This window comes from Streptococcus gwangjuensis (genome assembly GCF_028156745.1).
In the GTDB taxonomy this organism is placed as follows: Bacteria; Bacillota; Bacilli; order Lactobacillales; family Streptococcaceae; genus Streptococcus; species Streptococcus gwangjuense_A.
Map to the genome: position 1 here is coordinate 23,775 of NZ_JAODJG010000036.1, position 22,445 is coordinate 46,219.

A 22,445-nucleotide genomic window follows, 5' to 3' on the forward strand; every position below is an offset into this window, starting at 1 on the left:
AAGAAAAAAATGACAGCAATTGACTTTACAGCAGAAGTAGAAAAACGTAAAGAAGACCTCTTGGCTGACTTGTTTAGCCTTTTGGAAATCAACTCTGAACGTGACGATAGCAAGGCTGATGCGCAGCATCCATTTGGGCCTGGGCCGGTCAAAGCCTTGGAAAAATTCCTTGAAATCGCTGACCGTGATGGCTACCCAACTAAGAATGTCGATAACTACGCAGGACATTTCGAATTTGGTGAAGGAGAAGAAGTTCTTGGAATCTTTGCCCACATGGACGTGGTGCCAGCTGGTAGCGGTTGGGACACAGACCCTTATACACCAACTATTAAAGACGGTCGTCTTTATGCGCGTGGGGCTTCAGATGACAAGGGTCCTACAACAGCTTGTTACTATGGTTTGAAAATCATCAAAGAATTGGGTCTTCCAACTTCTAAAAAAGTTCGTTTCATTGTCGGAACAGACGAAGAATCAGGCTGGGCAGACATGGACTACTACTTTGAACATGTAGGACTTGCGAAACCAGACTTTGGTTTCTCTCCAGATGCTGAATTCCCTATCATCAATGGTGAAAAAGGAAATATTACTGAATACCTCCACTTTGCAGGTGAAAATACAGGTGCTGCTCGTCTTCATAGCTTCACAGGTGGTTTGCGTGAAAATATGGTGCCTGAATCAGCAACAGCAGTTGTTTCAGGTGACTTGGCTGACTTGCACGCTAAACTAGATGCCTTTGTTGCAGAACACAAACTCAGAGGGGAAATTCAAGAAGAAGCTGGCCAATACAAGGTGACCATCATTGGTAAATCAGCCCACGGTGCTATGCCTGCTTCAGGTGTCAATGGTGCGACTTACCTAGCTCTTTTCCTTAGTCAGTTTGACTTTGCAGGACCTGCAAAAGACTACCTTGACATCGCTGGTAAGATTCTCTTGAACGATCATGAGGGTGAAAATCTCAAGATTGCCCATGTGGATGAAAAGATGGGTGCTCTTTCTATGAATGCAGGCGTCTTCCGCTTTGATGAAACAAGTGCTGACAATACCATTGCCCTTAATATCCGCTATCCAAAAGGAACAAGTCCAGAGCAAATCAAGTCAATCCTTGAAAACTTGCCAGTTGCTTCTGTTAGCCTTTCTGAGCATGGTCACACCCCTCACTATGTGCCAATGGAAGATCCACTTGTGCAAACCTTGTTGAATGTCTATGAAAAACAAACTGGCCTTAAAGGTCACGAGCAAGTCATCGGTGGTGGAACCTTTGGTCGCTTGCTAGAACGCGGAGTTGCCTACGGTGCTATGTTCCCAGACTCAATTGACACTATGCACCAAGCCAATGAATTTATCGCCTTGGATGATCTCTTCCGAGCTGCAGCAATCTATGCCGAAGCTATTTACGAATTGATCAAATAAAACGATAGAAGTCTGAGATTGTATGCTTAGACTTCTTTTTGGAGGGAAAGTAGATGTCTCAAATTGAAAGAATCAAGCAGGCTATTATGTTGGATTCACAGAATGCCAGCTATACAGAGCGTGGCATTGAGCCTCTCTTTGCAGCGCCAAAGACTGCTCGCATCAATATCATCGGTCAGGCACCGGGACTTAAAACCCAAGAAGCAGGCCTTTACTGGAAGGACAAAAGTGGTGACCGCTTGCGGGACTGGCTAGGTGTGGATGAAGATACCTTTTACAATTCAGGTTATTTTGCGGTTTTGCCAATGGATTTCTACTTTCCAGGGCAGGGCAAGTCAGGTGACCTGCCACCGCGAACTGGTTTTGCAGAAAAATGGCATCCGCAGCTCTTGCAAGAATTGCCAGATATTCAATTAACCCTCTTGATTGGCCAGTATGCCCAAGCCTACTATTTACAGGAAAAAATTAGTGGCAAGGTGACAGAACGGGTAAAACATTACCAGAACTACTTGCCAACCTATTTTCCACTAGTTCACCCCTCACCGCGAAATCAAATCTGGATGGCCAAAAATCCCTGGTTTGAGTCAGAAGTGGTGCCAGATTTGAAAAAAAGAATTAAAACTATTTTAGGAGAAAAAGAATGAAAGAAATTTCCTTTGACGCATTTTACCAGCTTTACCAAAATGACCAACTTTCTTTAGTGGACGTGAGAGAAGTGGATGAGTTTGAAGCTCTTCATTTAGAAGGTGCTCAGAATCTTCCTCTGAGTCAATTAGCTCATACTTATGATCAATTGGACAAGGATCAGTTACATTATGTTATTTGTAAATCTGGAATGAGATCGGCGCGTGCTTGTCAATTCTTAGCTGAACAAGGTTATGAGGTTATCAATGTTCAAGGTGGCATGATGGCCTTTGAAGAACTTTAAAAATTTGCAATTCTCCTACTTGGTGTGGACTAGGTAGGATAATTTTATTTTTAGATAATTCTCATTTTTAAGAATCTTGAAAACATTCAATATTTACTTCGTGAAGCTTTTTTCATACTCCTATTCATGATATACTAGGTCAGTATTTTATAAATATGAAGGAGATTTACATGGCTAAAAAAGGTGCCCTAACAGGTTTACTCCTGTTTGGAATATTTTTTGGTGCGGGAAACTTGATTTTTCCACCTTCTCTGGGTGCTCTATCTGGAGAACATTTTCTTCCTGCCATCGCAGGTTTTGTCTTTTCAGGCGTCGGTATCGCCGTCTTGACCCTTATTATTGGAACGCTAAATCCTAAAGGATATATTTACGAGATTTCAACAAAGATAGCGCCTTGGTTTGCGACTCTTTACCTCTCAGTTCTTTACTTGTCAATCGGTCCATTCTTTGCGATTCCACGTACTGCTACAACGGCTTACGAAGTAGGGATTAGCCCCCTTTTGTCGGATGCAAATAAAGGGATTGGATTGATTGTCTTTACTGTTCTTTATTTTACGGCAGCGTATCTGATTTCGCTTAATCCATCAAAAATCTTGGACCGTATCGGTCGAATCTTAACGCCAGTCTTTGCGATTTTGATTGTTATCTTGGTTGTTCTGGGAGCTATTAAATATGGTGGAACAAGTCCTCAAGCTGTTTCAGCTGCTTATCAAGCTTCTGCTTTTGGTACAGGTTTCCTAGAAGGTTATAATACCTTGGATGCTCTTGCCTCAGTTGCCTTTAGCGTAATCGCAGTTCAAACCTTGAAACAACTTGGATTTTCAAGTAAGAAAGAATACATCTCAACTATTTGGGTGGTTGGTATCGTTGTTGCCCTTGCCTTCAGCGCTCTTTACATCGGTTTAGGTTTCCTTGGGAATCATTTCCCAGTACCAGCTGAAGCGATGAAGGGTGGAACACCAGGTGTTTACATCTTGTCACAAGCCACTCAAGAAATCTTTGGCTCAACAGCCCAACTCTTCCTTGCAGCTATGGTTACCGTAACCTGCTTCACAACAACGGTTGGTTTGATTGTGTCAACAGCTGAGTTCTTTAATGAACGTTTCCCACAAATCAGCTACAAGGTTTATGCGACAGCCTTTACCTTGATTGGATTTGCCATTGCTAATTTGGGTCTTGATGCGATTATCAAGTACTCCATTCCAGTACTGGTTATCTTGTACCCAATCACCATTGCCATCGTTATGATTGTCATTGTCAACAAATTTGTTGCCCTTTCAAAACCAGGTATGCAGTTGACAATTGCTGTTGTTACAGCCATTGCCATTGCAAGCGTACTAGGAAGCTCATTTAAGGTTGAGTTCCTTGCAAATCTTGTCAGCGCTCTTCCTTTTGCTAAGGCATCACTCCCATGGTTGGTGCCAGCCATTGTCGGAATCTTGCTCTCATTGGTTCTACCAAACAAGCAAGAAAGTGATGTTTTTGAAATGGAATAATCACTAAAATCACTTTTGTAGCCAAGTCTACAGAAGTGATTTTCTTTTTTTATCCGATGATAAATGTGTTATAATAGGTAGCAAAAGAGGTGAAGAAATGAATCAAACAGTAGAATATATCAAAGAACTGACAGCCATTGCGTCGCCAACGGGTTTCACTCGTGAGATTTCAGACTATTTAGTCAAGACTCTAGAAGGTTTCGGTTACCAACCGGTTCGCACAGCCAAGGGCGGTGTCAATGTAACTATCAAAGGGCAAAATGATGAAGAGCATCGCTATGTGACTGCCCATGTAGATACGTTGGGTGCTATTGTCCGTGCTGTCAAACCAGACGGCCGTCTCAAATTGGACCGTATCGGTGGTTTTCCTTGGAATATGATTGAGGGAGAAAACTGTACTGTTCATGTGGCTAGCACAGGTCAAAAAGTATCAGGTACCATCCTCATTCACCAGACTTCTTGTCATGTCTACAAGGATGCTGGGACTGCAGAACGCACGCAGGACAATATGGAAGTGCGTTTGGATGCAAAAGTAACCAATGAAAAAGAAACTCGTGCCTTTGGCATTGAGGTTGGTGATTTTATCAGTTTTGACCCACGAACTGTTGTGACGGATACAGGTTTTATCAAGTCTCGTCATTTGGATGACAAGGTAAGCGCAGCGATTTTGCTTAACCTGCTTCGTATTTATAAGGAAGAGAAGATTGAGTTGCCAGTAACAACCCATTTTGCTTTTTCAGTCTTTGAAGAAGTGGGACACGGTGCTAATTCTAATATTCCTGCTCAGGTAGTAGAATATCTAGCTGTGGATATGGGAGCTATGGGCGATGACCAGCAGACAGATGAGTACACAGTATCTATCTGTGTAAAGGATGCTTCAGGACCTTATCACTATGATTTCCGTCAACATTTGGTTGCTTTGGCGAAAGAGCAAGATATTCCATTTAAGTTGGATATCTATCCATTTTATGGATCGGACGCTTCAGCGGCCATGTCTGCAGGGGCAGAGGTCAAGCATGCTCTTCTCGGTGCTGGTATCGAGTCTAGCCATTCTTATGAGCGTACTCATATTGATTCAGTAGTGGCGACTGAGCGTATGGTTGATGCTTATCTAAGAAGTGAGTTAGTGGGGTGAAGGGGCGATAAAGTATAATGTATGAAATACTGAAACAATTAGCAACGCCTGCTATAATAACAGGGATAATTTCGGGTTTGTATGCTTATTTCCAAAAGAAAAAAGAGGAATATCGTAAGTATGTGTATGAAAATAAACAAGAAAACTTTAAAGAACTATTTGTTTATGCTGATGAACTGGTAGATAAAGGGATTACTAATCCAGATTTAGAAAAACTACTTTTTAAAATTTCTCAAAAAATTAATCCGTATGGACGAAAAATAAAAACTTTTGGAAAATATCAGTGGATAGAAGATGATGGATATGTTTGGTATCAAATAGAAATGATAGAGAAAAAACTTGCTTTTCAAAAACTTCAAATGGAGGATTTAAAAGAACTAGCTCATCGGATACAAATTTCTAAACGATTACTAGATATAAAGGTAGAAAAAAATATTCCGCTCATAAGTTCAGTTAAAATATGGTTTTATTTATTTCAGTATGCGATGTTATTACTTCAGCTATTTTTCGTTTACTCTGGATATAAAAGTTTTATCGAACAATCTACTGGATTCTCTTTGTTATCGGCTTATTGGTTGACTGTTGTAATTTTAATTTTTTTACTCCCAGAAATGAGTGTTGATGAAAGTGATGATGGAAGATCTGGAATATTTATTACAGTGTACCTTTTCTATATTGTCGTAGTTGATACCGTAATATCGTATTATTTGTATAAAAATTTATCTATTGTTCTTATTGTTGGAATAGTTTCATTTTGTCTAAGTATTGGTATAGTATTTTTAAAAGCTATTATTTTCGGAGAAAGTGAAATTGTTAAAGTATCTACAATTTATATCGAAGAATATAGAAAACTACAGGGGCCTAAGTTAAGTAAGAGACGCTTTATAGATAATTTTACAGTTATTCCATTTTTTAACAAGATTCAGAATTTATTTCATAAAGATAAGAGGGAGGAGAATGATGACCTATAAACACCAACTTTTTGACCTTAATCCCATCCTTCTCGACTCTGAAACAGTTGAGAATTGGGAACAGCCTAGCAACAGATATTTAAGGGGGACATCGAGTAGGGATTGACAGTGAGTAGTTTAATCTCTACATACTTAAGATACAAGAACCGCTATTTCAAGTTGTCAGACTCAAGATTGAAGCTATTATAATTAAAAGGAGAGACTCATGTGCCTTATTTGCCAGAGAATTGAGCTCATCAAGAAGGGAGAAAATCCCTATTTTGTCAAAGAGTTGGAAACAGGCTATCTTGTGATTGGAGACCACCAGTATTTTGCAGGCTATAGTCTCTTTCTAGCCAAGGAACATATCACGGAATTGCACCATTTAGAGAAGGAAACTAGAATCCGTTTTCTAGAGGAAATGAGTTTGGTCCAAGAGGCAGTTGCTAAGGCCTTTGCTGCCGAGAAAATGAATATCGAACTGCTAGGAAATGGTGATGCCCATCTTCATTGGCATCTTTTTCCTAGACGAAGAGGTGACATGAATGGTCACGGTCTAAAGGGGCGTGGGCCAGTCTGGTGGGTTCCCTTTGAAGAAATGACAGCAGAAACCTGCCAAGCAAAACCGGATGAGATTAAACAATTAGTTAAACGTTTATCGTCAGAACTAGATAAACTATTAGAAGTAAAGGAGTAGAAATGAAAAAAAGATACCTTGTCTTGACAACCTTGCTAGCCTTGAGTCTAGCAGCTTGTTCACAAGAAAAAGCAAAAAATGAAGATGGAGCAGCTAAGACAGAGCAAACAGCCAAGGCTGATGGAACAGTTGGAAGTAAGTCTCAAGGGGCTGCCCAGAAAAAAGCAGAAGTGGTTAATAAAGGTGATTACTACAGCATCCAAGGGAAATACGATGAAATTATCGTAGCGAATAAACATTATCCTTTGTCGAAAGACTACAATCCAGGGGAAAATCCAACAGCCAAGGCTGAGTTGGTCAAACTCATCAAAGCTATGCAAGATGCAGGTTTCCCAATTAGCGACCATTACAGTGGTTTTAGAAGTTATGAAACTCAGACCAAGCTCTATCAAGATTATGTCAATCAAGATGGGAAGGCAGCGGCTGACCGTTACTCTGCTCGACCTGGTTATAGCGAACACCAAACAGGCTTGGCCTTTGATGTGATTGGGACGAATGGAGATTTGGTAACAGAAGAAAAAGCAGCCCAATGGCTTTTGGACCATGCAGCTGATTATGGATTTGTTGTCCGTTATCTCAAAGGTAAGGAAAAGGAAACAGGCTATATGGCTGAAGAATGGCATCTTCGTTATGTTGGAAAAGAAGCTAAAGAAATTGCTGCAAGTGGTCTCAGTTTGGAAGAATACTACGGCTTTGAAGGCGGAGATTACGTCGATTAAAAAAGAAACTTTTTTCTTGCAATTTCAGATAAATAGTGTATAATAGATGAGTATGTGTAAAGCATACTTGTGGGAGGTAAAAATCTTTAATTACCGCCAAAACCACAAAGGAGGATTTAAAAATGGCTAAAAAAGTCGAAAAACTTGTAAAATTGCAAATCCCTGCTGGTAAAGCTACACCAGCTCCACCGGTTGGACCTGCTCTTGGTCAAGCTGGTATCAACATCATGGGATTCACAAAAGAGTTCAACGCTCGTACAGCTGACCAAGCTGGTATGATCATTCCAGTTGTTATCTCAGTTTACGAAGATAAATCATTTACTTTCATCACTAAAACACCACCAGCTGCTGTTCTTTTGAAAAAAGCTGCAGGTGTTGAAAAAGGATCAGGTACACCTAACAAAACTAAAGTTGCTACAGTTACTCGTGCACAAGTACAAGAAATTGCAGAAACTAAGATGCCAGATTTGAACGCAGCAAACATTGAGTCTGCAATGCGTATGATCGAAGGTACTGCTCGTTCTATGGGATTCACTGTTGTTGACTAATCAATAACACCCCCAATATAACCCGCAAGACTTCATCATTTCGAGAAGTGACGTGGGAGATGAAAATCGATTGAACCACTTACAAGGAGAATAGAAAATGGCTAAAAAAAGCAAACAACTTCGTGCTGCTCTTGAGAAAATCGACAGCACAAAAGCATACAGCGTAGAAGAAGCTGTAGCACTTGCAAAAGAAACTAACTTTGCAAAATTTGACGCAACTGTAGAAGTTGCTTACAACTTGAACATCGACGTTAAAAAAGCTGACCAACAAATCCGTGGAGCAATGGTATTGCCAAACGGTACTGGTAAAACTTCACGCGTTCTTGTTTTCGCACGTGGTGCAAAAGCTGAAGAAGCAAAAGCTGCTGGTGCAGACTTTGTTGGTGAAGATGACCTTGTTGCTAAAATCAACGACGGTTGGTTGGACTTCGACGTAGTTATCGCTACACCTGACATGATGGCTCTTGTTGGACGTCTTGGACGTGTCCTTGGACCACGTAACTTGATGCCAAACCCTAAAACTGGTACTGTAACAATGGATGTTGCTAAAGCAGTTGAAGAGTCTAAAGGTGGTAAAATCACTTACCGTGCTGACCGTGCAGGTAACGTTCAAGCAATCATCGGTAAAGTATCATTTGAAGCTGAAAAATTGGTTGAAAACTTCAAAGCTTTCAACGAAACAATCCAAAAAGCAAAACCAGCTACAGCTAAAGGAACTTACGTAACAAACTTGACTATCACAACTACTCAAGGTGTTGGTATCAAAGTTGACGTAAACTCACTTTAATCAGTAGTTTATATCAGAGAACGAGTACGAAAGTGCTCGTTTTTTTAGGTACGACGGACATTCCGTCCATCTGAGGTGTAAGTCCTCTGTGGGTACCATATACTAGTAAACTCAAAGGTGATTCCCAAGCCTGACTATTGTGAGTAGCTGATCGAACGGCATTAGGATAGACTATTTAAGTCTGACGTTGGAAATAATAATCGGCAGAGAAAGAGATAGAGAAATCTTGGCTATACGAATAGGCACGTTATAGTAAAGCGTATATAGCGGATAAGGAGGCCAGCAACTCTAAAGTACAAATATGTAGTCGTAACCTATATGCGTAAACTACGTGAGCAATTGAATTAGAACTAGAGAGGTGATTAATAGATTTATGCTATAGTCATGGCAGCTTGTATGCTTTTGATTCTAGTTTATCAAATAATAGATTAGAATTATCAGATAATATCATTTTATGTTATAATGAAGAAAAAATAGAGGTGTTCAAATGTCAGAAGCAGGTCATAAGTTTTTAGCAAAATTGGGGAAAAAACGCTTACGTCCAGGTGGAAAACGTGCCACAGATTGGTTAATTGCGGAAGGAGGATTTTCAAAAGAAAAGAGAATACTAGAAGTTGCGTGCAATAGGGGAACTACAGCAATTGAGTTGGCACAGCGTTTTGGTTGTAAGATAACTGCTGTTGATATGGATGGACAAGCTTTAGAAGTGGCTAAAAAATCTGCTGAAACGGCAGGTGTAGGTCATTTGATCAGGTTTGAAAGAGCAAATGCAATGAAACTTCCTTATGAAGATGCTAGTTTTGATATTGTTATAAATGAAGCTATGCTGACTATGCAAGCCGATCAAGCTAAGAAAAAATGTGTAATGGAGTATTTAAGAGTTTTAAAACCTGAAGGTCTTCTCTTGACACATGATGTGCTTCTTAAGGAAGCTAAAGAGTCTGTCAGACAGGAACTGTCACAAGCAATTCATGTAAATGTAGGTCCTTTAACTCGAGATGGTTGGGAACAGGTGATGATAGAATCAGGTTATCGTGATGTGAAAGTATTGACTGGTGAAATGACATTAATGAAATTATCGGGTATGATTTATGACGAAGGTTGGCTAGGAACCTTGAAAATTTGTGTAAATGCTTGTAAAAAGGAGAATAGAAAGCAGTTTTTAACTATGTATAAAATGTTCGATAAGAATAAAAAAAACTTGGGCTTTATTGCGATGGCTAGTCATAAATCGTCAAATCGTTAGATAATCATTGATGTTAACTTTTCCTTTCTTCTTTCTTAAAAAATATGCTATAATAGAGAGTAAAAAACTTTGAAAGAAAGAAAAAGATGAATTTAAAAGATTACATTGCAACAATTGAAAATTATCCGAAGGAAGGTATTACTTTCCGTGATATCAGTCCTTTGATGGCTGATGGGAATGCTTATAGCTACGCTGTTCGTGAAATCGTTCAGTATGCTACTGACAAGAAAATCGACATGATCGTGGGACCTGAGGCTCGTGGTTTTATCGTGGGCTGTCCAGTTGCCTTTGAGTTGGGAATTGGTTTTGCACCTGTTCGTAAACCAGGTAAATTGCCACGCGAAGTTATTTCTGCTGACTACGAAAAAGAGTACGGTGTTGATACCTTGACTATGCATGCTGACGCTATTAAGCCAGGTCAACGTGTTCTTATCGTAGATGACCTCTTGGCAACAGGTGGAACTGTTAAGGCAACCATCGAGATGATTGAAAAACTTGGTGGTGTTGTAGCAGGTTGTGCCTTCCTTGTTGAATTGGATGACTTGAACGGCCGTGAAAAAATCGGTGACTACGATTACAAAGTTCTTATGCATTATTAATGAAAAACAGTCCCTAGGGCTGTTTTCTCTACATTAGGATATAAAAATAGACTATAGCTAGTTAGAGAAAAAGTATAATTGAAAACTATATCTTCTTGCAGTATAATAAAAGGACTAGGTGTTTGAGATTTGGCTTCAAACATATGCAATTATTCCTGAAAGAGTACAGTTAGGAGAGGGTTATGCCGATTCGAATTGATAAAAAATTACCAGCTGTTGAGATTTTACGGACAGAGAACATCTTTGTCATGGATGATCAACGTGCTGCCCACCAAGATATCCGCCCTTTGAAGATTTTAATTTTAAATCTCATGCCACAGAAAATGGTCACAGAAACCCAGTTGTTACGCCATTTGGCGAATACGCCCTTGCAACTGGATATTGACTTTCTCTATATGGAAAGCCATCGTTCTAAGACAACTCGTTCAGAGCACATGGAGACCTTTTATAAAACTTTTCCTGAAGTTAAGGACGAGTATTTTGATGGGATGATTATCACGGGTGCTCCAGTTGAGCATTTACCATTTGAGGAAGTGGACTATTGGGAGGAATTCAGTCAGGTGCTTGAGTGGTCCAAGACCCATGTCTATTCGACCCTTCATATCTGTTGGGGAGCTCAGGCTGGACTCTATCTTCGCTATGGAGTGGAAAAACACCAGATGGACAGTAAGTTATCGGGTATTTATCCTCAGGATACTTTAAAGGAAGGTCATCTTCTCTTTAGAGGATTTGACGATAGCTACGTATCACCTCATTCTCGGCATACGGAGATTTCTAAGGAAGAGGTCTTAAATAAAACCAATCTTGAGATTTTATCAGAGGGCCCGCAGGTTGGGGTTTCGATTTTGGCCAGTCGGGATTTACGAGAAATTTATAGTTTTGGGCATTTGGAGTATGACCGTGATACCTTGGCAAAAGAGTATTTTAGGGATCGTGATGCAGGTTTAGATCCACATATTCCAGAAAATTACTTTAAGGATAATGATGTTAATCAGATACCTTGTCTTTGTTGGTCTTCATCAGCAGCCCTCTTTTTCAGTAACTGGGTGAATTATGCGGTCTATCAGGAAACCCCTTTTGACTGGAGAAAAATAGAAGATGATGCATCCGCATTTGGGTATTTATAAGAGGAATTATGACATATTTAGACGCTTTTAAATCAGGGAACTTGGTTTTACCGAGTGCCCTGCTCTTGCATTTTAAGGAACTCTTTCCGTCTAGCGATGATTTTCTGGTCTGGCAATTTTTCTATTTGCAAAATACGACAGGCTTAGAAGAAATGTCGCCAAGTCAGATTGCTGAAAGGATTGGCAAGGAAATTTCGGATGTCAATCAGGCCATTTCCAATCTGACGGAGAGGGGACTGCTTCAGTATCGAACCATCGAATTGAATGGTGAAATCGAATTGCTTTTTGATGCTTGTTTAGCTTTGGAACGTTTGGATGACCTGCTTGGAGCAGTTCATTCAAGTTCAGACCAGTTGACACCTCAAAATCAGCTTAAGGATTTGGTGGAAACCTTCCAGCAGGAGTTGGGACGCTTGTTGACCCCTTTTGAGATTGAGGATTTGACCAAGACTCTTAAGGAAGATGGGACCAGTGCTGACTTAATTAAGGAAGCTCTTCGTGAAGCTGTTTTGAATGGAAAACCAAACTGGAAGTACATTCAGGCGATTTTAAGAAACTGGCGCCATGAAGGCATTAAAAGTGTGGCTCAAGTGGAGGCTAAACGAGCAGAGAGAGAAGCAAACAATCCTCAGTTGACACAGGTATCTGCAGATTTCAGAAATGCTATGGATCTCTGGAAGGATTAATCCATGTAAGCAGGCTTGAAATCCGAGTAAGATTTGCAAGCTGTGTCTAATTGTGATAAAATAAATAGAAAATAAATTGAAAAAAGAGGTATGTGAAATGTCACGTAAACCATTTATCGCTGGTAACTGGAAAATGAACAAAAATCCAGAAGAAGCTAAAGCATTCGTTGAAGCAGTTGCATCAAAACTTCCTTCATCAGATCTTGTTGAAGCAGGTATCGCAGCTCCAGCTCTTGATTTGACAACTGTTCTTGCGGCTGCAAAAGGTTCAAATCTTAAAGTTGCTGCTCAAAACTGCTACTTTGAAAATGCAGGTGCTTTCACTGGTGAAACAAGCCCACAAGTTTTGAAAGAAATCGGTACTGACTACGTTGTTATCGGTCACTCAGAACGCCGTGACTACTTCCATGAAACTGACGAAGATATCAACAAAAAAGCAAAAGCAATCTTTGCAAACGGTATGCTTCCAATCATCTGTTGTGGTGAGTCACTTGAAACTTATGAAGCTGGCAAAGCTGCTGAATTCGTAGGTGCTCAAGTATCTGCTGCATTGGCTGGATTGACTGCTGAACAAGTTGCTGCATCAGTTATCGCTTACGAACCAATCTGGGCTATCGGTACTGGTAAATCAGCTTCACAAGACGACGCTCAAAAAATGTGTAAAGTTGTTCGTGACGTTGTAGCTGCTGACTTTGGTCAAGAAGTTGCTGACAAAGTTCGTGTTCAATACGGTGGTTCTGTTAAACCTGAAAACGTTGCTTCATACATGGCTTGCCCAGACGTTGACGGTGCCCTTGTAGGTGGTGCGTCACTTGAAGCTGAAAGCTTCTTGGCATTGCTTGACTTTGTAAAATAATCGACTCTTTATTAACATTATTTGGTTGAAGAAAAGCTAAAATCGAGAAAGGACAAATATCGTCCTTTCTTTTTTGCTATTAAAGAGGCTAATGTAGACAATTTTATTCGAACTCTTCCTGGTGGTTACAATATAGAGATGAATCAAGAGTCAAGAAATATTTCCCTCGGGCACAAACAATTGTTGAGCATCGCGCTTGCTATTCTAGCTAATCCTAAAATTCTTATTTTGAATGAAGCGACTTCCTCTGTTGATACCCATTTGGAACTTTTAATTCAAAAAGCTATGAAACGGTTGATGAAAGGAAGGAACAGTTTTGTCATCGCCCGCTGTCTCTCGACCATTCAAGAAGCAGATAAGATTCTCGTTCTTAAGGACGGACAGATTATTGAGCAGGGAAATCATGAAAGCTTGCTCTAAGCGAAAGGTTTTTTATTATGATCTTTACCATAGCCAATTTTCAAGTAAATCTTATAAAGTGAGCTAATCAGAACTAACTAAACTTTTCTTAAATTATCAGTCTATTGCAACTTTTCTCATGTGAGTCATTTGGCTTGCTATTGGTTTTCCTTAGTAGTATACTAAGGTAGTAATCATTAAGAAGTGGTTACAAATAATAATGAATGAGGTAAAATAAAATGGTAGAATTGAAAAAAGAAGCAGTAAAAGACGTAACATCATTGACAAAAGCAGCGCCAGTAGCATTGGCAAAAACAAAGGAAGTATTGAACCAAGCTGTTGCTGATTTGTATGTAGCTCACGTTGCTTTGCACCAAGTGCACTGGTACATGCGTGGTCGTGGTTTCCTTGTATGGCATCCAAAAATGGATGAGTATATGGAAGCTCTTGATGGTCAATTGGATGAAATCAGTGAGCGTTTGATCACACTTGGGGGAAGCCCATTCTCTACTTTGACAGAATTCCTTCAAAACAGTGAAATCGAAGAAGAAGCTGGTGAATACCGTAGTGTTGAAGAAAGCTTGGAACGTGTCCTTGCTATCTACCGTTACTTGTCAGAACTCTTCCAAAAAGGTTTGGATGTCACTGATGAAGAAGGTGACGATGTGACAAACGGTATCTTTTCAGATGCTAAGACTGAAACGGATAAAACAATCTGGATGCTTGCAGCAGAACTTGGACAAGCACCTGGTTTGTAAGATAAATGCATCCCTTTCTATCATGAGTTTCTGTATCACTACTCATGATAAACTATCTTTTAAAAATCATGTAGCAAACAAAGTTACATGATTTTTTCTTTGCTTCTCTGGCGACTCATTTGTCAAAATGCTGATTTTAGGGTATAATAGTTGCTGTTCGAGAAATTTTGATTTTCAAAGAATACTGAATCATTATAAGGAGAAATCATGAATAACTTACCAAATTGCCCAAAATGTAACTCAGAGTATGTCTACGAAGACGGTGCTCTACTGGTTTGCCCAGAGTGTGCTTATGAGTGGAATCCTGCTGAAGTTGCAGATGTAGAAGAGGGCCTTGTAGCTATCGATGCCAACGGAAATAAATTGGCTGACGGTGATACTGTAACCCTCATCAAGGACTTGAAAGTAAAAGGTGCGCCAAAAGATTTGAAACAAGGGACGCGCGTGAAGAATATCCGCATCGTAGAAGGCGACCACAATATCGACTGTAAAATTGATGGCTTTGGTGCCATGAAACTCAAATCAGAGTTTGTGAAGAAAATTTAAGCATGTCAAAACACTATAAACTTGTATTTTATAGCCGTATCTTCTTGTTTCTAGCGGCTTTTACGGGAGTTTACCTTGAAATCGCCAAGCATGGTGGATTTGGGATGTTGCTCTATTATACGGTTCTGTCCAACCTTTTAGTCGCGATTTTTACGCTCTATCTCCTAAAGGTTATGAGCCGTTTAGGTGAAAACTGGCAAAGGCCAAGTCTCTTGCGCTTAAAAGGTGGGGTCACCATGAGTATCATGATTACCTGTGTGATTTACCATTTCCTATTAGCGCCTATTGCGACTAATTTCTATACCGTAGAAAATTTCCTTTGTCACTATATCGTTCCCCTCTGGTTTTTAGCAGATACCCTTTTGTTTGATAAACAGGGTCAATACAAAATCTGGGATCCAGTTGTGTGGACGATTTTACCCTTGCTTTATATGATTTTTGCTCTTTTTAATGGTTTGGTATTAAAACTTGAAGTTCCTAATTCTAAGGTCAGTCCCTTTCCTTACTTCTTTTTGAATGTAAATAAAGGTTGGGATGTCGTGTTCAGGTGGTGTCTGATTATCTTTGTTGCCTATATGGTGGCAGGATTTATCTTCTACTTTATTAAGCAAATCAAGAGAAAGTCATCTTAAGATACAAGGGATTCAGTTTCGAGTTTAAGAAGGAGTCTATATACCAATGAGACTTCTTCTTTTCTTGCTTGTTTGATGCCTATCAAAAAAGTAGAAGATTAAGAGAATATAGAAAGAGATTTCATGAAACAATTTTTAGAACGGGCCAGTATTTTGGCTCTCTCCCTCGTTTTGATTACCTCCTTTTCCATCTCGAGTGCTCTGCCAGCCATGTTTGACTATTATCAAGATTATCCTAAGGAACAAATTGAGCTCTTGGCGAGTTTACCTTCCTTTGGAATCATGATTATGTTGCTATTAAATGGTTTTTTAGAAAAAATATTTCCTGAGCGCTTACAGATTAGTTTGGGCTTATTAATTTTATCACTGAGTGGAACGGCTCCCTTCTGGTATCAAGCTTATCCTTTTGTCTTTGGAACACGGATTCTTTTTGGTTTAGGAGTTGGGATGATCAATGCCAAGGCTATTTCGATTATCAGTGAACGTTATCAAGGCAAAACGCGAATTCAGATGCTAGGGCTACGCGGTTCTGCAGAGGTCGTTGGGGCATCTCTCATTACCTTGGCAGTCGGCCAATTGTTGGCTTTCGGTTGGACAGCTACCTTCCTAGCCTATAGTGCTGGATTTTTGGTGTTGGCCCTTTATCTGCTCTTTGTACCTTATGGAAAAGAAAAGAAAGAAGTCAAGAAAAAAACGAAGGAAGTAAGTCGTTTAACTCGGGAAATGAAGGGCTTGATTTTTATCTTAGCTATTGAAGCGGCAGTTGTAGTTTGTACCAATACGGCTATTACTATTCGTATTCCAAGCTTGATGGTGGAAAGAGGACTGGGAGATGCCCAGTTATCTAGTTTTGTTCTTAGTGTCATGCAGTTAATCGGGATTGTGGCTGGTGTGAGTTTCTCTTTCTTGATTTCTATCTTTAAAGAGAAATTGCTCCTATGGTCAGGTATTACCTTTGGCTTAGGGCAAATTGTGATTGCCTTGTCTCCATCCTTGTGGGTGGTAGTGGCAGGGAGTATCCTGGCTGGTTTTGCCTACAGTGTAGCCTTGACGACGGTCTTTCAACTTGTCTCTGAACGAATTCCAGCTAAGCTCCTCAATCAAGCAACTTCATTTGCGGTTTTAGGCTGTAGTTTCGGAGCCTTTACGACCCCATTTGTTCTAGGTGCAATTGGCTTACTAACTCACAATGGCATGTTGGTCTTTGCCATTTTAGGCTCATGGTTGATTGTAACCTCTATCTTTGTCATGTACCTACTTCAAAAGAGAGCTTAGGATTCATTTCCTAAGTTTTTCTTTCGGTATTTTTGTACCCATACAATATTTGTTTTAGACCCTTGTTTACAGACTAATTTCTTGATAAAATAGGAGTTATGACAAGATATAAAGCAACTATTTCCTATGATGGTTACGTCTTTGCTGGTTTTCAGCGCCAGCCTCATGCGCGTAGCGTTCAGGAAGAAATTGAAAAAACCTTGACCAGGTTAAATAAAGGGCAAGCCATTACTGTTCACGGTGCTGGTAGGACAGATAGTGGAGTTCATGCTCTGGGACAGGTTATTCATTTTGATCTACCTTATCAGATGGATGAGGAGAAGCTCCGTTTTGCTTTGGACACCCAGTCTCCTGAAGATATTGATGTGATTTCGATTGAGCTTGTGGCGGATGATTTTCATTGCCGTTATGCCAAGCATAGCAAGACCTATGAGTTTATCGTGGATAGAGGACGTCCCAAAAATCCTATGCGCCGTCACTATGCCACCCACTTTCCTTATCCGCTTGATGTGGAACGGATGCGGGAGGCTATCAAAAAATTAGAAGGCACTCATGATTTCACCGGCTTTACAGCCTCTGGGACTAGTGTAGAGGATAAGGTTCGCACCATCACAGAAGCTAGTCTTAGGGTTGATGAGACAGGCCAGTTTTTGACCTTTACCTTTTCAGGAAATGGTTTCTTGTATAAGCAGATTCGCAATATGGTGGGGACACTGCTTAAAATCGGCAATAACCGCATGCCAGTAGAGCAGATTGACCTCATCTTGAAGAAAAAGGACAGGCAGCTTGCAGGTCCCACTGCAGCACCAAATGGTTTATATTTAAAGGAGATTCGTTATGAAGAATAATCGTATTTTAGCACTTTCTGGAAATGATATTTTTAGTGGTGGTGGTTTGTCCGCTGATTTGGCTACTTATACCTTGAACGGCTTGCATGGCTTTGTAGCAGTGACTTGTTTGACAGCTTTAACAGAAAAAGGCTTTGAAGTCTTTCCAACTGACGATACCATTTTTCAACATGAATTAGATAGCTTGTGTGATGTGGAGTTTGGGGGGATTAAGATTGGTCTTCTACCAACTGTCAGTGTAGCTGAGAAGGCATTGGACTTTATCAAACAACGCCCAGGAGTACCTGTGGTTCTGGACCCTGTCTTGGTCTGCAAGGAAACACACGACGTAGCTGTAAGTGAACTCTGTCAAGAGTTGATTCGTTTTTTCCCTTATGTCAGTGTGATTACACCTAATCTTCCTGAAGCAGAATTATTGGCTGGTCAGGAAATCAAAACTTTGGAAGATATGAAAACTGCAGCTCAGAAATTACATGATTTAGGCGCGCCAGCAGTCATTATCAAGGGAGGAAATCGCCTTAGTCAGGACAAGGCTGTGGATGTCTTTTATGATGGACAAAACTTTACAGTCCTAGAAAATCCTGTCATTCAAGGGCAAAATGCTGGCGCAGGTTGTACCTTTGCCTCTAGCATTGCCAGTCACTTGGTTAAAGGTGATGAACTTTTATCAGCAGTAGAAAGCTCTAAGGCTTTCGTTTATCGTGCTATTGCACAAGCAGATCAGTATGGAGTAAGACAATATGAAGCAAACCAAAACAACTAAAATCGCCCTTGTATCCCTATTAACCGCTCTCTCTGTGGTTCTAGGTTATTTCTTAAAAATTCCAACACCGACAGGCATTCTAACTCTTTTAGATGCGGGTGTCTTCTTTACGGCCTTCTACTTTGGTAGTCGTGAAGGGGCTGTAGTAGGAGGACTAGCAGGTTTCTTGATTGACCTCTTATCAGGATATCCTCAGTGGATGTTCTTTAGCTTGGTTAACCATGGCTTGCAGGGATTTTTCGCAGGATTTAAAGGAAAAACTCAGTGGTTAGGCCTTATCTTAGCAACGATTGCCATGGTAGGGGGTTACGCCTTGGGTTCTGCATTGATGAATGGCTGGGCTGCAGCCCTACCAGAAATTTTACCAAATTTCATGCAAAATATGGTAGGGATGATTGTAGGATTTATCCTTAGTCAAAGTATCAAGAAGATTAAGTAAAGAGTCTGAGCCAAAAGTCTTTCAAATATAAAAAACGCATAGTATCAGGTGTTGAAGAACTTTAATACTATGCGTTTTATTATGGGAAGATTTTCTAAGCATTTTAATCAAAATAAAGCAAGTCTTTGCTGGTGCTTGTAAAGAGGTCAAAGCCATCCTTGGTAACAACACCGCAGTCTTCGATACGGACACCGACTTTACCAGGGATATAGATGCCTGGTTCAACAGAGAAGCACATGCCTTCTTCGATGACCATGTCGTTTCCTTCCATGATAGATGGGAATTCGTGGACATCCATACCGATACCGTGACCGAGACGGTGGTTGAAGTACTCGCCGTAACCAGCTTTTTCGATGACCTCACGGGCAGCACGGTCCACTTCATGGGCAGTCACACCTGGTTTGATAAAGTCAAGAGCAGCTTGTTGGGCTTCAAGAGTCAAGTTATAAATGTCTTTCTTGAATTGGTCAGGTTTGCCGACAGCGACTGTACGAGTCATATCTGACGCATAGCCGTTGACTAGAACACCAAGGTCAAAGAGGAGAAGAGCATCATTTTCAACCTTATTAGCTGCTGGAATACCGTGTGGATTTGCAGCATTATCACCAGTCAAGACCATGGTATCAAAGCTCATTTCATAGCCTTCACGCTTCATTGCAAAGTCGATTTGAGCGATGATATCTGTCTCCGTCTTATCAAGAGAAATATTGTCAAAACCAACCTTAACAGCCTTGTCCGCATAGAGACCTGCAACCATCATTTTTTGCACTTCGTCAGCTGATTTGATGAGGCGCATGCGTTGGATGCGAGGAGTGAGGTTTTCAAACTCGGCTGTTTCAAAAACTGATTTCAAGCCATGGTATTTAGTCAAGATGAGATTGTCAAACTCAACAGCTACACGTTTGAAGTCAAGTTGTGGAAGAGCATCTTTCATTTTTTTCCATGGATTTTCAGAATCCACATAGCCCACAACTGGGAAGGAAACAGTGCTGCTTGCACGCTCAACCTCAAGGGCTGGGACAAAGAGGAGGGATTCCTGATCAGCTAGGACAAAGAGGAACATTTGGCGTTCGTGGGGATCACTGTAAAAGCCAGTGAGGTAATTGATTGTGACGGGGTCAGATACGACAGCGACGTCTAGTTTTTCTGATTCAAGATATGTTACGATTTGTTGTAATTTAGACATATGCTACCTTCTTTCTACCCCTCTATTTTGGCAAAAAAAGAGAGAAAATGCAAGGGAGAAGGGTAAAAGAACAGACAAAAAGAACTCCGACAAGATAACGGAGTTCTTTGATATAGTTTCATTTTGTTTAAGAAAAGTCAGCCTTGCTTTTGACGTCGCTGTATTCTTCAGCGATTTCTTGGCTGAGAATGTCCTCATAAGCAGGGAGTTGAATGTCCTGACCATATTTCTTCTTGAGGGCGGTAGTGACTAGGCGATAAGCCAGATTGGCATTACGAGAGAGAATAGGTCCGTGGAAGTAAGAACCAAAGACATTCTTATAATGAACCCCTTCACCGACCTTTTCTTCGTTGTTTCCATTTCCATAGACCACCTGTCCCAGCGGTTTTTGGTCATCTGAGAGGAAGGTTCGGCCCTGATGATTTTCAAATCCATAGTAGGTTTCATTGAAATCTTCATTATGAATCTTGATATCACCGATAAAGCGGTTATTGGTCTGGTTGAGGGTGTAGTGGCCCATGACTCCTAACCCTTCTATGCGTTTGCCTGAAGCTTCAACATAATATTGACCCAATAGTTGGAAACCACCACAGATAGCCAGAACCACCCCGTCGTTTTGGATGTAGTTGTCAATGCTCTCTTTTTTAGCAGGTAGGTCGTCTGCAATGATACTCTGTTCAAAGTCTTGACCACCTCCGAAAAAGGCAATGTCGTAGTGATTTTCATCGAAATCATCATGAAGTGAAACGATGTCAACCGTCACATGGGCCCCTAGTTTTTCAGCCACGTACTTGAGCATGAGGATGTTTCCATTGTCCCCGTATGTATTCATGAGGTTTCCGTAGAGGTGAGCGATGTTGAGCTGATAAGGGTAATTGCCATCTTTTGAGGAAAGTGAAGTATAAACCATTAGTTCATCTCCTTTCTAACAATCTGACGACTAGCCAGCAGTTCGCGGAATTCCAGCATAGCAGTATAGGTAGCCAGAATATAGGCATGCTTGCAGTCTTGGTTTTCAATTGTCTTAAGAACTTGTTCCAGATTGCTTGTTTCAGTGATTTTCTCAGCTGGATAACCTGTCACTCGGAGACGACGTGCAATTTCAGAATGGCGAACACCGCCAGCGTTGATTTCAGGAATGTCCATGTCAGTGATTTGTTCAAAATCCGCATCCCAGATCCAGCTGGTATCAATTCCGTCTGCATAGTTAGCGTTAAGGAGGACAGATAGACTAAATGGATAAGGTGCTAGTTTGATCATTTCGATAGCTTGGGTCGCACCGACTGGATTTTTAATCAAGACGAGGGTACATTCCTTATCACCAATTTGAAAGGTTTCTTGGCGTCCAAAGACAGCACGGCTCTTATCAAATCCCTGCTTGATTAGTTCCGAATCTGCGCCGAGGAAACGGGCGATGGCAACTGCAGCTAGGGCGTTGTAGATATTATAGAGCCCGCCGATTTGGATACCGTATTCTTGACCGTCAATGACAAAGCGAGAGCGATTGTTGGCCAACTCGACCAAGTCTGTCAAGCGATAGTCGAGATCAGGACGTTTACATCCACAGTCTTCACAGATATAAGCACCCAAGTTTGCATAGGTATTATGCTCATATTTGAGGATTCCTTGGCAGTCAGGACAGAGAATCCCTTCGGTATTATAGTGAGCCAGCTGGGCTGGACCTTTCTCCAAGTCAAAACCAAAATACTCTACAGGATTTGGAATAGCTGGCTTGTAGAAAAGTGGACTGTCTCCATTAAGGAGGACAGTAGCTGTAGGCACCTTACGAATGGCATCCAAAATCATCTTGTAAGTTGTGTAAATCTCACCATAGCGGTCCATCTGGTCACGGAAGATATTCGTGATGACAAAAAGGCTTGGCTGGATATAGTCACAGATACGAGATAGACTGGCTTCGTCGATTTCTAGGACGGCAATATTTTTCCCAGTTTTAGAAGACTTGGCTGTTAAGAAGGTTGTCGCAATCCCTGTAATCATGTTGGCACCACTTGGGTTGGTCAGAACTTGACCATAAACTTCTTTTAAAATGCCGACAGTGAGGGCAGTTGTTAAGGTTTTTCCGTTGGTTCCAGTGACCACGACAATCTCGTAGTTCTTAGCTAGGTTTTGTAAAATATCTTTATCAAATTGAAGGGCGAGTTTTCCTGGGAGCGTACTTCCACGGCCAAGACGACTTAAAACGAAGTGGGAAGAACGCCCAGCAAGAAGGCCCAAAGTAGTTTTTAATTTCATGTTTCTATTATATCATAAAAGAGGGAAAAGACGGATTTGAGGTTCCGCAGAAGTAAAAACAGCCCACAGAGGGCTGTTCGTTAAGATGAGATTTTAACTTATACTCAATGAAAATCAAAGAACAAACTAGGAAGCTAGCCGCAAGCTGTACTTGAGTACGGT

25 protein-coding genes and 1 pseudogene are annotated in these 22,445 nt (G+C 40.7%); 23 read left to right on the forward strand and 3 right to left on the reverse strand.

Going from position 1 to position 22,445, the window contains the following annotated elements:
- Positions 1–9: 9 nt before the first annotated feature.
- The 23 genes and pseudogenes from pepV to N5909_RS07085 all read left to right on the forward strand — a co-directional run bounded on the left by pepV (position 10) and on the right by N5909_RS07085 (position 18,844).
- Positions 10–1,410: a dipeptidase PepV gene (gene pepV / locus N5909_RS06975; protein ID WP_271631038.1), complete on the forward strand. Its 1,401-nt coding sequence runs from the start codon at positions 10–12 to the stop codon at positions 1,408–1,410.
- Positions 1,411–1,463: 53 nt separating this feature from the next.
- Complete coding sequence (locus tag N5909_RS06980; protein WP_033682088.1) at positions 1,464–2,054, forward strand: uracil-DNA glycosylase family protein; 591 nt, start codon at positions 1,464–1,466, stop codon at positions 2,052–2,054.
- Entirely contained in the window at positions 2,051–2,338 is a 288-nt protein-coding gene (locus N5909_RS06985; RefSeq protein ID WP_033682089.1) for a rhodanese-like domain-containing protein, read from the forward strand. Before N5909_RS06980 ends, N5909_RS06985 begins: the two co-directional genes overlap by 4 nt.
- A 170-nt stretch (positions 2,339–2,508) precedes the next feature.
- On the forward strand, positions 2,509–3,834 hold the full coding sequence (gene brnQ, locus N5909_RS06990) for a branched-chain amino acid transport system II carrier protein (protein WP_271631039.1): 1,326 nt from the start codon (positions 2,509–2,511) through the stop codon (positions 3,832–3,834).
- Between the two features lie 97 nt (positions 3,835–3,931).
- Positions 3,932–4,969: a M42 family metallopeptidase gene (locus tag N5909_RS06995; protein ID WP_033682091.1), complete on the forward strand. Its 1,038-nt coding sequence runs from the start codon at positions 3,932–3,934 to the stop codon at positions 4,967–4,969.
- Positions 4,970–4,986: 17 nt separating this feature from the next.
- Positions 4,987–5,940 carry a hypothetical protein gene (locus tag N5909_RS07000; RefSeq protein ID WP_033682092.1) on the forward strand — a complete coding sequence of 318 codons (954 nt, stop codon included), beginning with the start codon at positions 4,987–4,989 and terminating at the stop codon, positions 5,938–5,940.
- A gap of 205 nt (positions 5,941–6,145) precedes the next feature.
- Entirely contained in the window at positions 6,146–6,616 is a 471-nt protein-coding gene (locus N5909_RS07005; RefSeq protein WP_033682094.1) for an HIT family protein, read from the forward strand.
- A 2-nt stretch (positions 6,617–6,618) separates the two neighbouring features.
- Complete coding sequence (ldcB, locus tag N5909_RS07010; RefSeq protein WP_033682095.1) at positions 6,619–7,335, forward strand: LD-carboxypeptidase LdcB/DacB; 717 nt, start codon at positions 6,619–6,621, stop codon at positions 7,333–7,335.
- A gap of 122 nt (positions 7,336–7,457) precedes the next feature.
- Complete coding sequence (gene rplK / locus N5909_RS07015) at positions 7,458–7,883, forward strand: 50S ribosomal protein L11 (protein WP_001085806.1); 426 nt, start codon at positions 7,458–7,460, stop codon at positions 7,881–7,883.
- 97 nt (positions 7,884–7,980) lie between these two features.
- Positions 7,981–8,670 (forward strand): 50S ribosomal protein L1, encoded by a 690-nt coding sequence (gene rplA / locus N5909_RS07020; RefSeq protein WP_001085675.1) that lies wholly within the window; start codon positions 7,981–7,983, stop codon positions 8,668–8,670.
- A 487-nt stretch (positions 8,671–9,157) separates the two neighbouring features.
- A complete protein-coding gene (locus tag N5909_RS07025) occupies positions 9,158–9,916 on the forward strand; it encodes a class I SAM-dependent methyltransferase (RefSeq protein ID WP_020902090.1) in 759 nt (252 codons plus the stop codon).
- Between the two features lie 86 nt (positions 9,917–10,002).
- Positions 10,003–10,515 (forward strand): adenine phosphoribosyltransferase, encoded by a 513-nt coding sequence (locus tag N5909_RS07030; RefSeq protein WP_020902089.1) that lies wholly within the window; start codon positions 10,003–10,005, stop codon positions 10,513–10,515.
- 182 nt (positions 10,516–10,697) lie between these two features.
- Positions 10,698–11,642: a homoserine O-acetyltransferase MetA gene (gene metA, locus N5909_RS07035; RefSeq protein WP_033682096.1), complete on the forward strand. Its 945-nt coding sequence runs from the start codon at positions 10,698–10,700 to the stop codon at positions 11,640–11,642.
- A gap of 8 nt (positions 11,643–11,650) precedes the next feature.
- On the forward strand, positions 11,651–12,328 hold the full coding sequence (locus N5909_RS07040) for a DnaD domain-containing protein (RefSeq protein WP_033682097.1): 678 nt from the start codon (positions 11,651–11,653) through the stop codon (positions 12,326–12,328).
- 97 nt (positions 12,329–12,425) lie between these two features.
- Entirely contained in the window at positions 12,426–13,184 is a 759-nt protein-coding gene (gene tpiA / locus N5909_RS07045) for a triose-phosphate isomerase (protein WP_000087893.1), read from the forward strand.
- 75 nt (positions 13,185–13,259) lie between these two features.
- Positions 13,260–13,671 (forward strand): annotated as a pseudogene (locus tag N5909_RS07050) (ATP-binding cassette domain-containing protein); the annotation flags it as partial.
- A gap of 151 nt (positions 13,672–13,822) precedes the next feature.
- Entirely contained in the window at positions 13,823–14,341 is a 519-nt protein-coding gene (locus tag N5909_RS07055; protein WP_033682099.1) for a Dps family protein, read from the forward strand.
- Between the two features lie 207 nt (positions 14,342–14,548).
- On the forward strand, positions 14,549–14,887 hold the full coding sequence (locus N5909_RS07060) for a zinc ribbon domain-containing protein YjdM (protein ID WP_001061596.1): 339 nt from the start codon (positions 14,549–14,551) through the stop codon (positions 14,885–14,887).
- 2 nt (positions 14,888–14,889) lie between these two features.
- Positions 14,890–15,519 (forward strand): Pr6Pr family membrane protein, encoded by a 630-nt coding sequence (locus tag N5909_RS07065; protein ID WP_033682101.1) that lies wholly within the window; start codon positions 14,890–14,892, stop codon positions 15,517–15,519.
- A 123-nt stretch (positions 15,520–15,642) separates the two neighbouring features.
- Positions 15,643–16,794, forward strand: coding sequence for an MFS transporter (locus tag N5909_RS07070; RefSeq protein WP_033682103.1), 1,152 nt, complete (start codon positions 15,643–15,645; stop codon positions 16,792–16,794).
- Between the two features lie 98 nt (positions 16,795–16,892).
- Positions 16,893–17,642, forward strand: a complete 750-nt coding sequence (gene truA, locus N5909_RS07075) for a tRNA pseudouridine(38-40) synthase TruA (protein ID WP_049502391.1) — start codon at positions 16,893–16,895, stop codon at positions 17,640–17,642.
- Positions 17,632–18,405: a bifunctional hydroxymethylpyrimidine kinase/phosphomethylpyrimidine kinase gene (locus N5909_RS07080; RefSeq protein ID WP_271631040.1), complete on the forward strand. Its 774-nt coding sequence runs from the start codon at positions 17,632–17,634 to the stop codon at positions 18,403–18,405. Before truA ends, N5909_RS07080 begins: the two co-directional genes overlap by 11 nt.
- Entirely contained in the window at positions 18,383–18,844 is a 462-nt protein-coding gene (locus tag N5909_RS07085) for an ECF transporter S component (protein WP_020903644.1), read from the forward strand. Before N5909_RS07080 ends, N5909_RS07085 begins: the two co-directional genes overlap by 23 nt.
- Positions 18,845–18,947: 103 nt before the next feature.
- Here N5909_RS07085 and N5909_RS07090 read toward each other — a convergent pair whose 3' ends face one another.
- From N5909_RS07090 to murT, 3 genes are all read right to left on the reverse strand, one after another.
- Positions 18,948–20,030, reverse strand: coding sequence for a M24 family metallopeptidase (locus tag N5909_RS07090; protein ID WP_271631041.1), 1,083 nt, complete (start codon positions 20,028–20,030; stop codon positions 18,948–18,950).
- A 127-nt stretch (positions 20,031–20,157) separates the two neighbouring features.
- Positions 20,158–20,940: a lipid II isoglutaminyl synthase subunit GatD gene (gene gatD / locus N5909_RS07095; protein WP_120718909.1), complete on the reverse strand. Its 783-nt coding sequence runs from the start codon at positions 20,938–20,940 to the stop codon at positions 20,158–20,160.
- Positions 20,940–22,283 (reverse strand): lipid II isoglutaminyl synthase subunit MurT, encoded by a 1,344-nt coding sequence (gene murT, locus N5909_RS07100; RefSeq protein ID WP_120718908.1) that lies wholly within the window; start codon positions 22,281–22,283, stop codon positions 20,940–20,942. The genes gatD and murT overlap by 1 nt, the downstream gene beginning before the upstream one ends.
- Positions 22,284–22,445 lie beyond the last annotated feature (162 nt).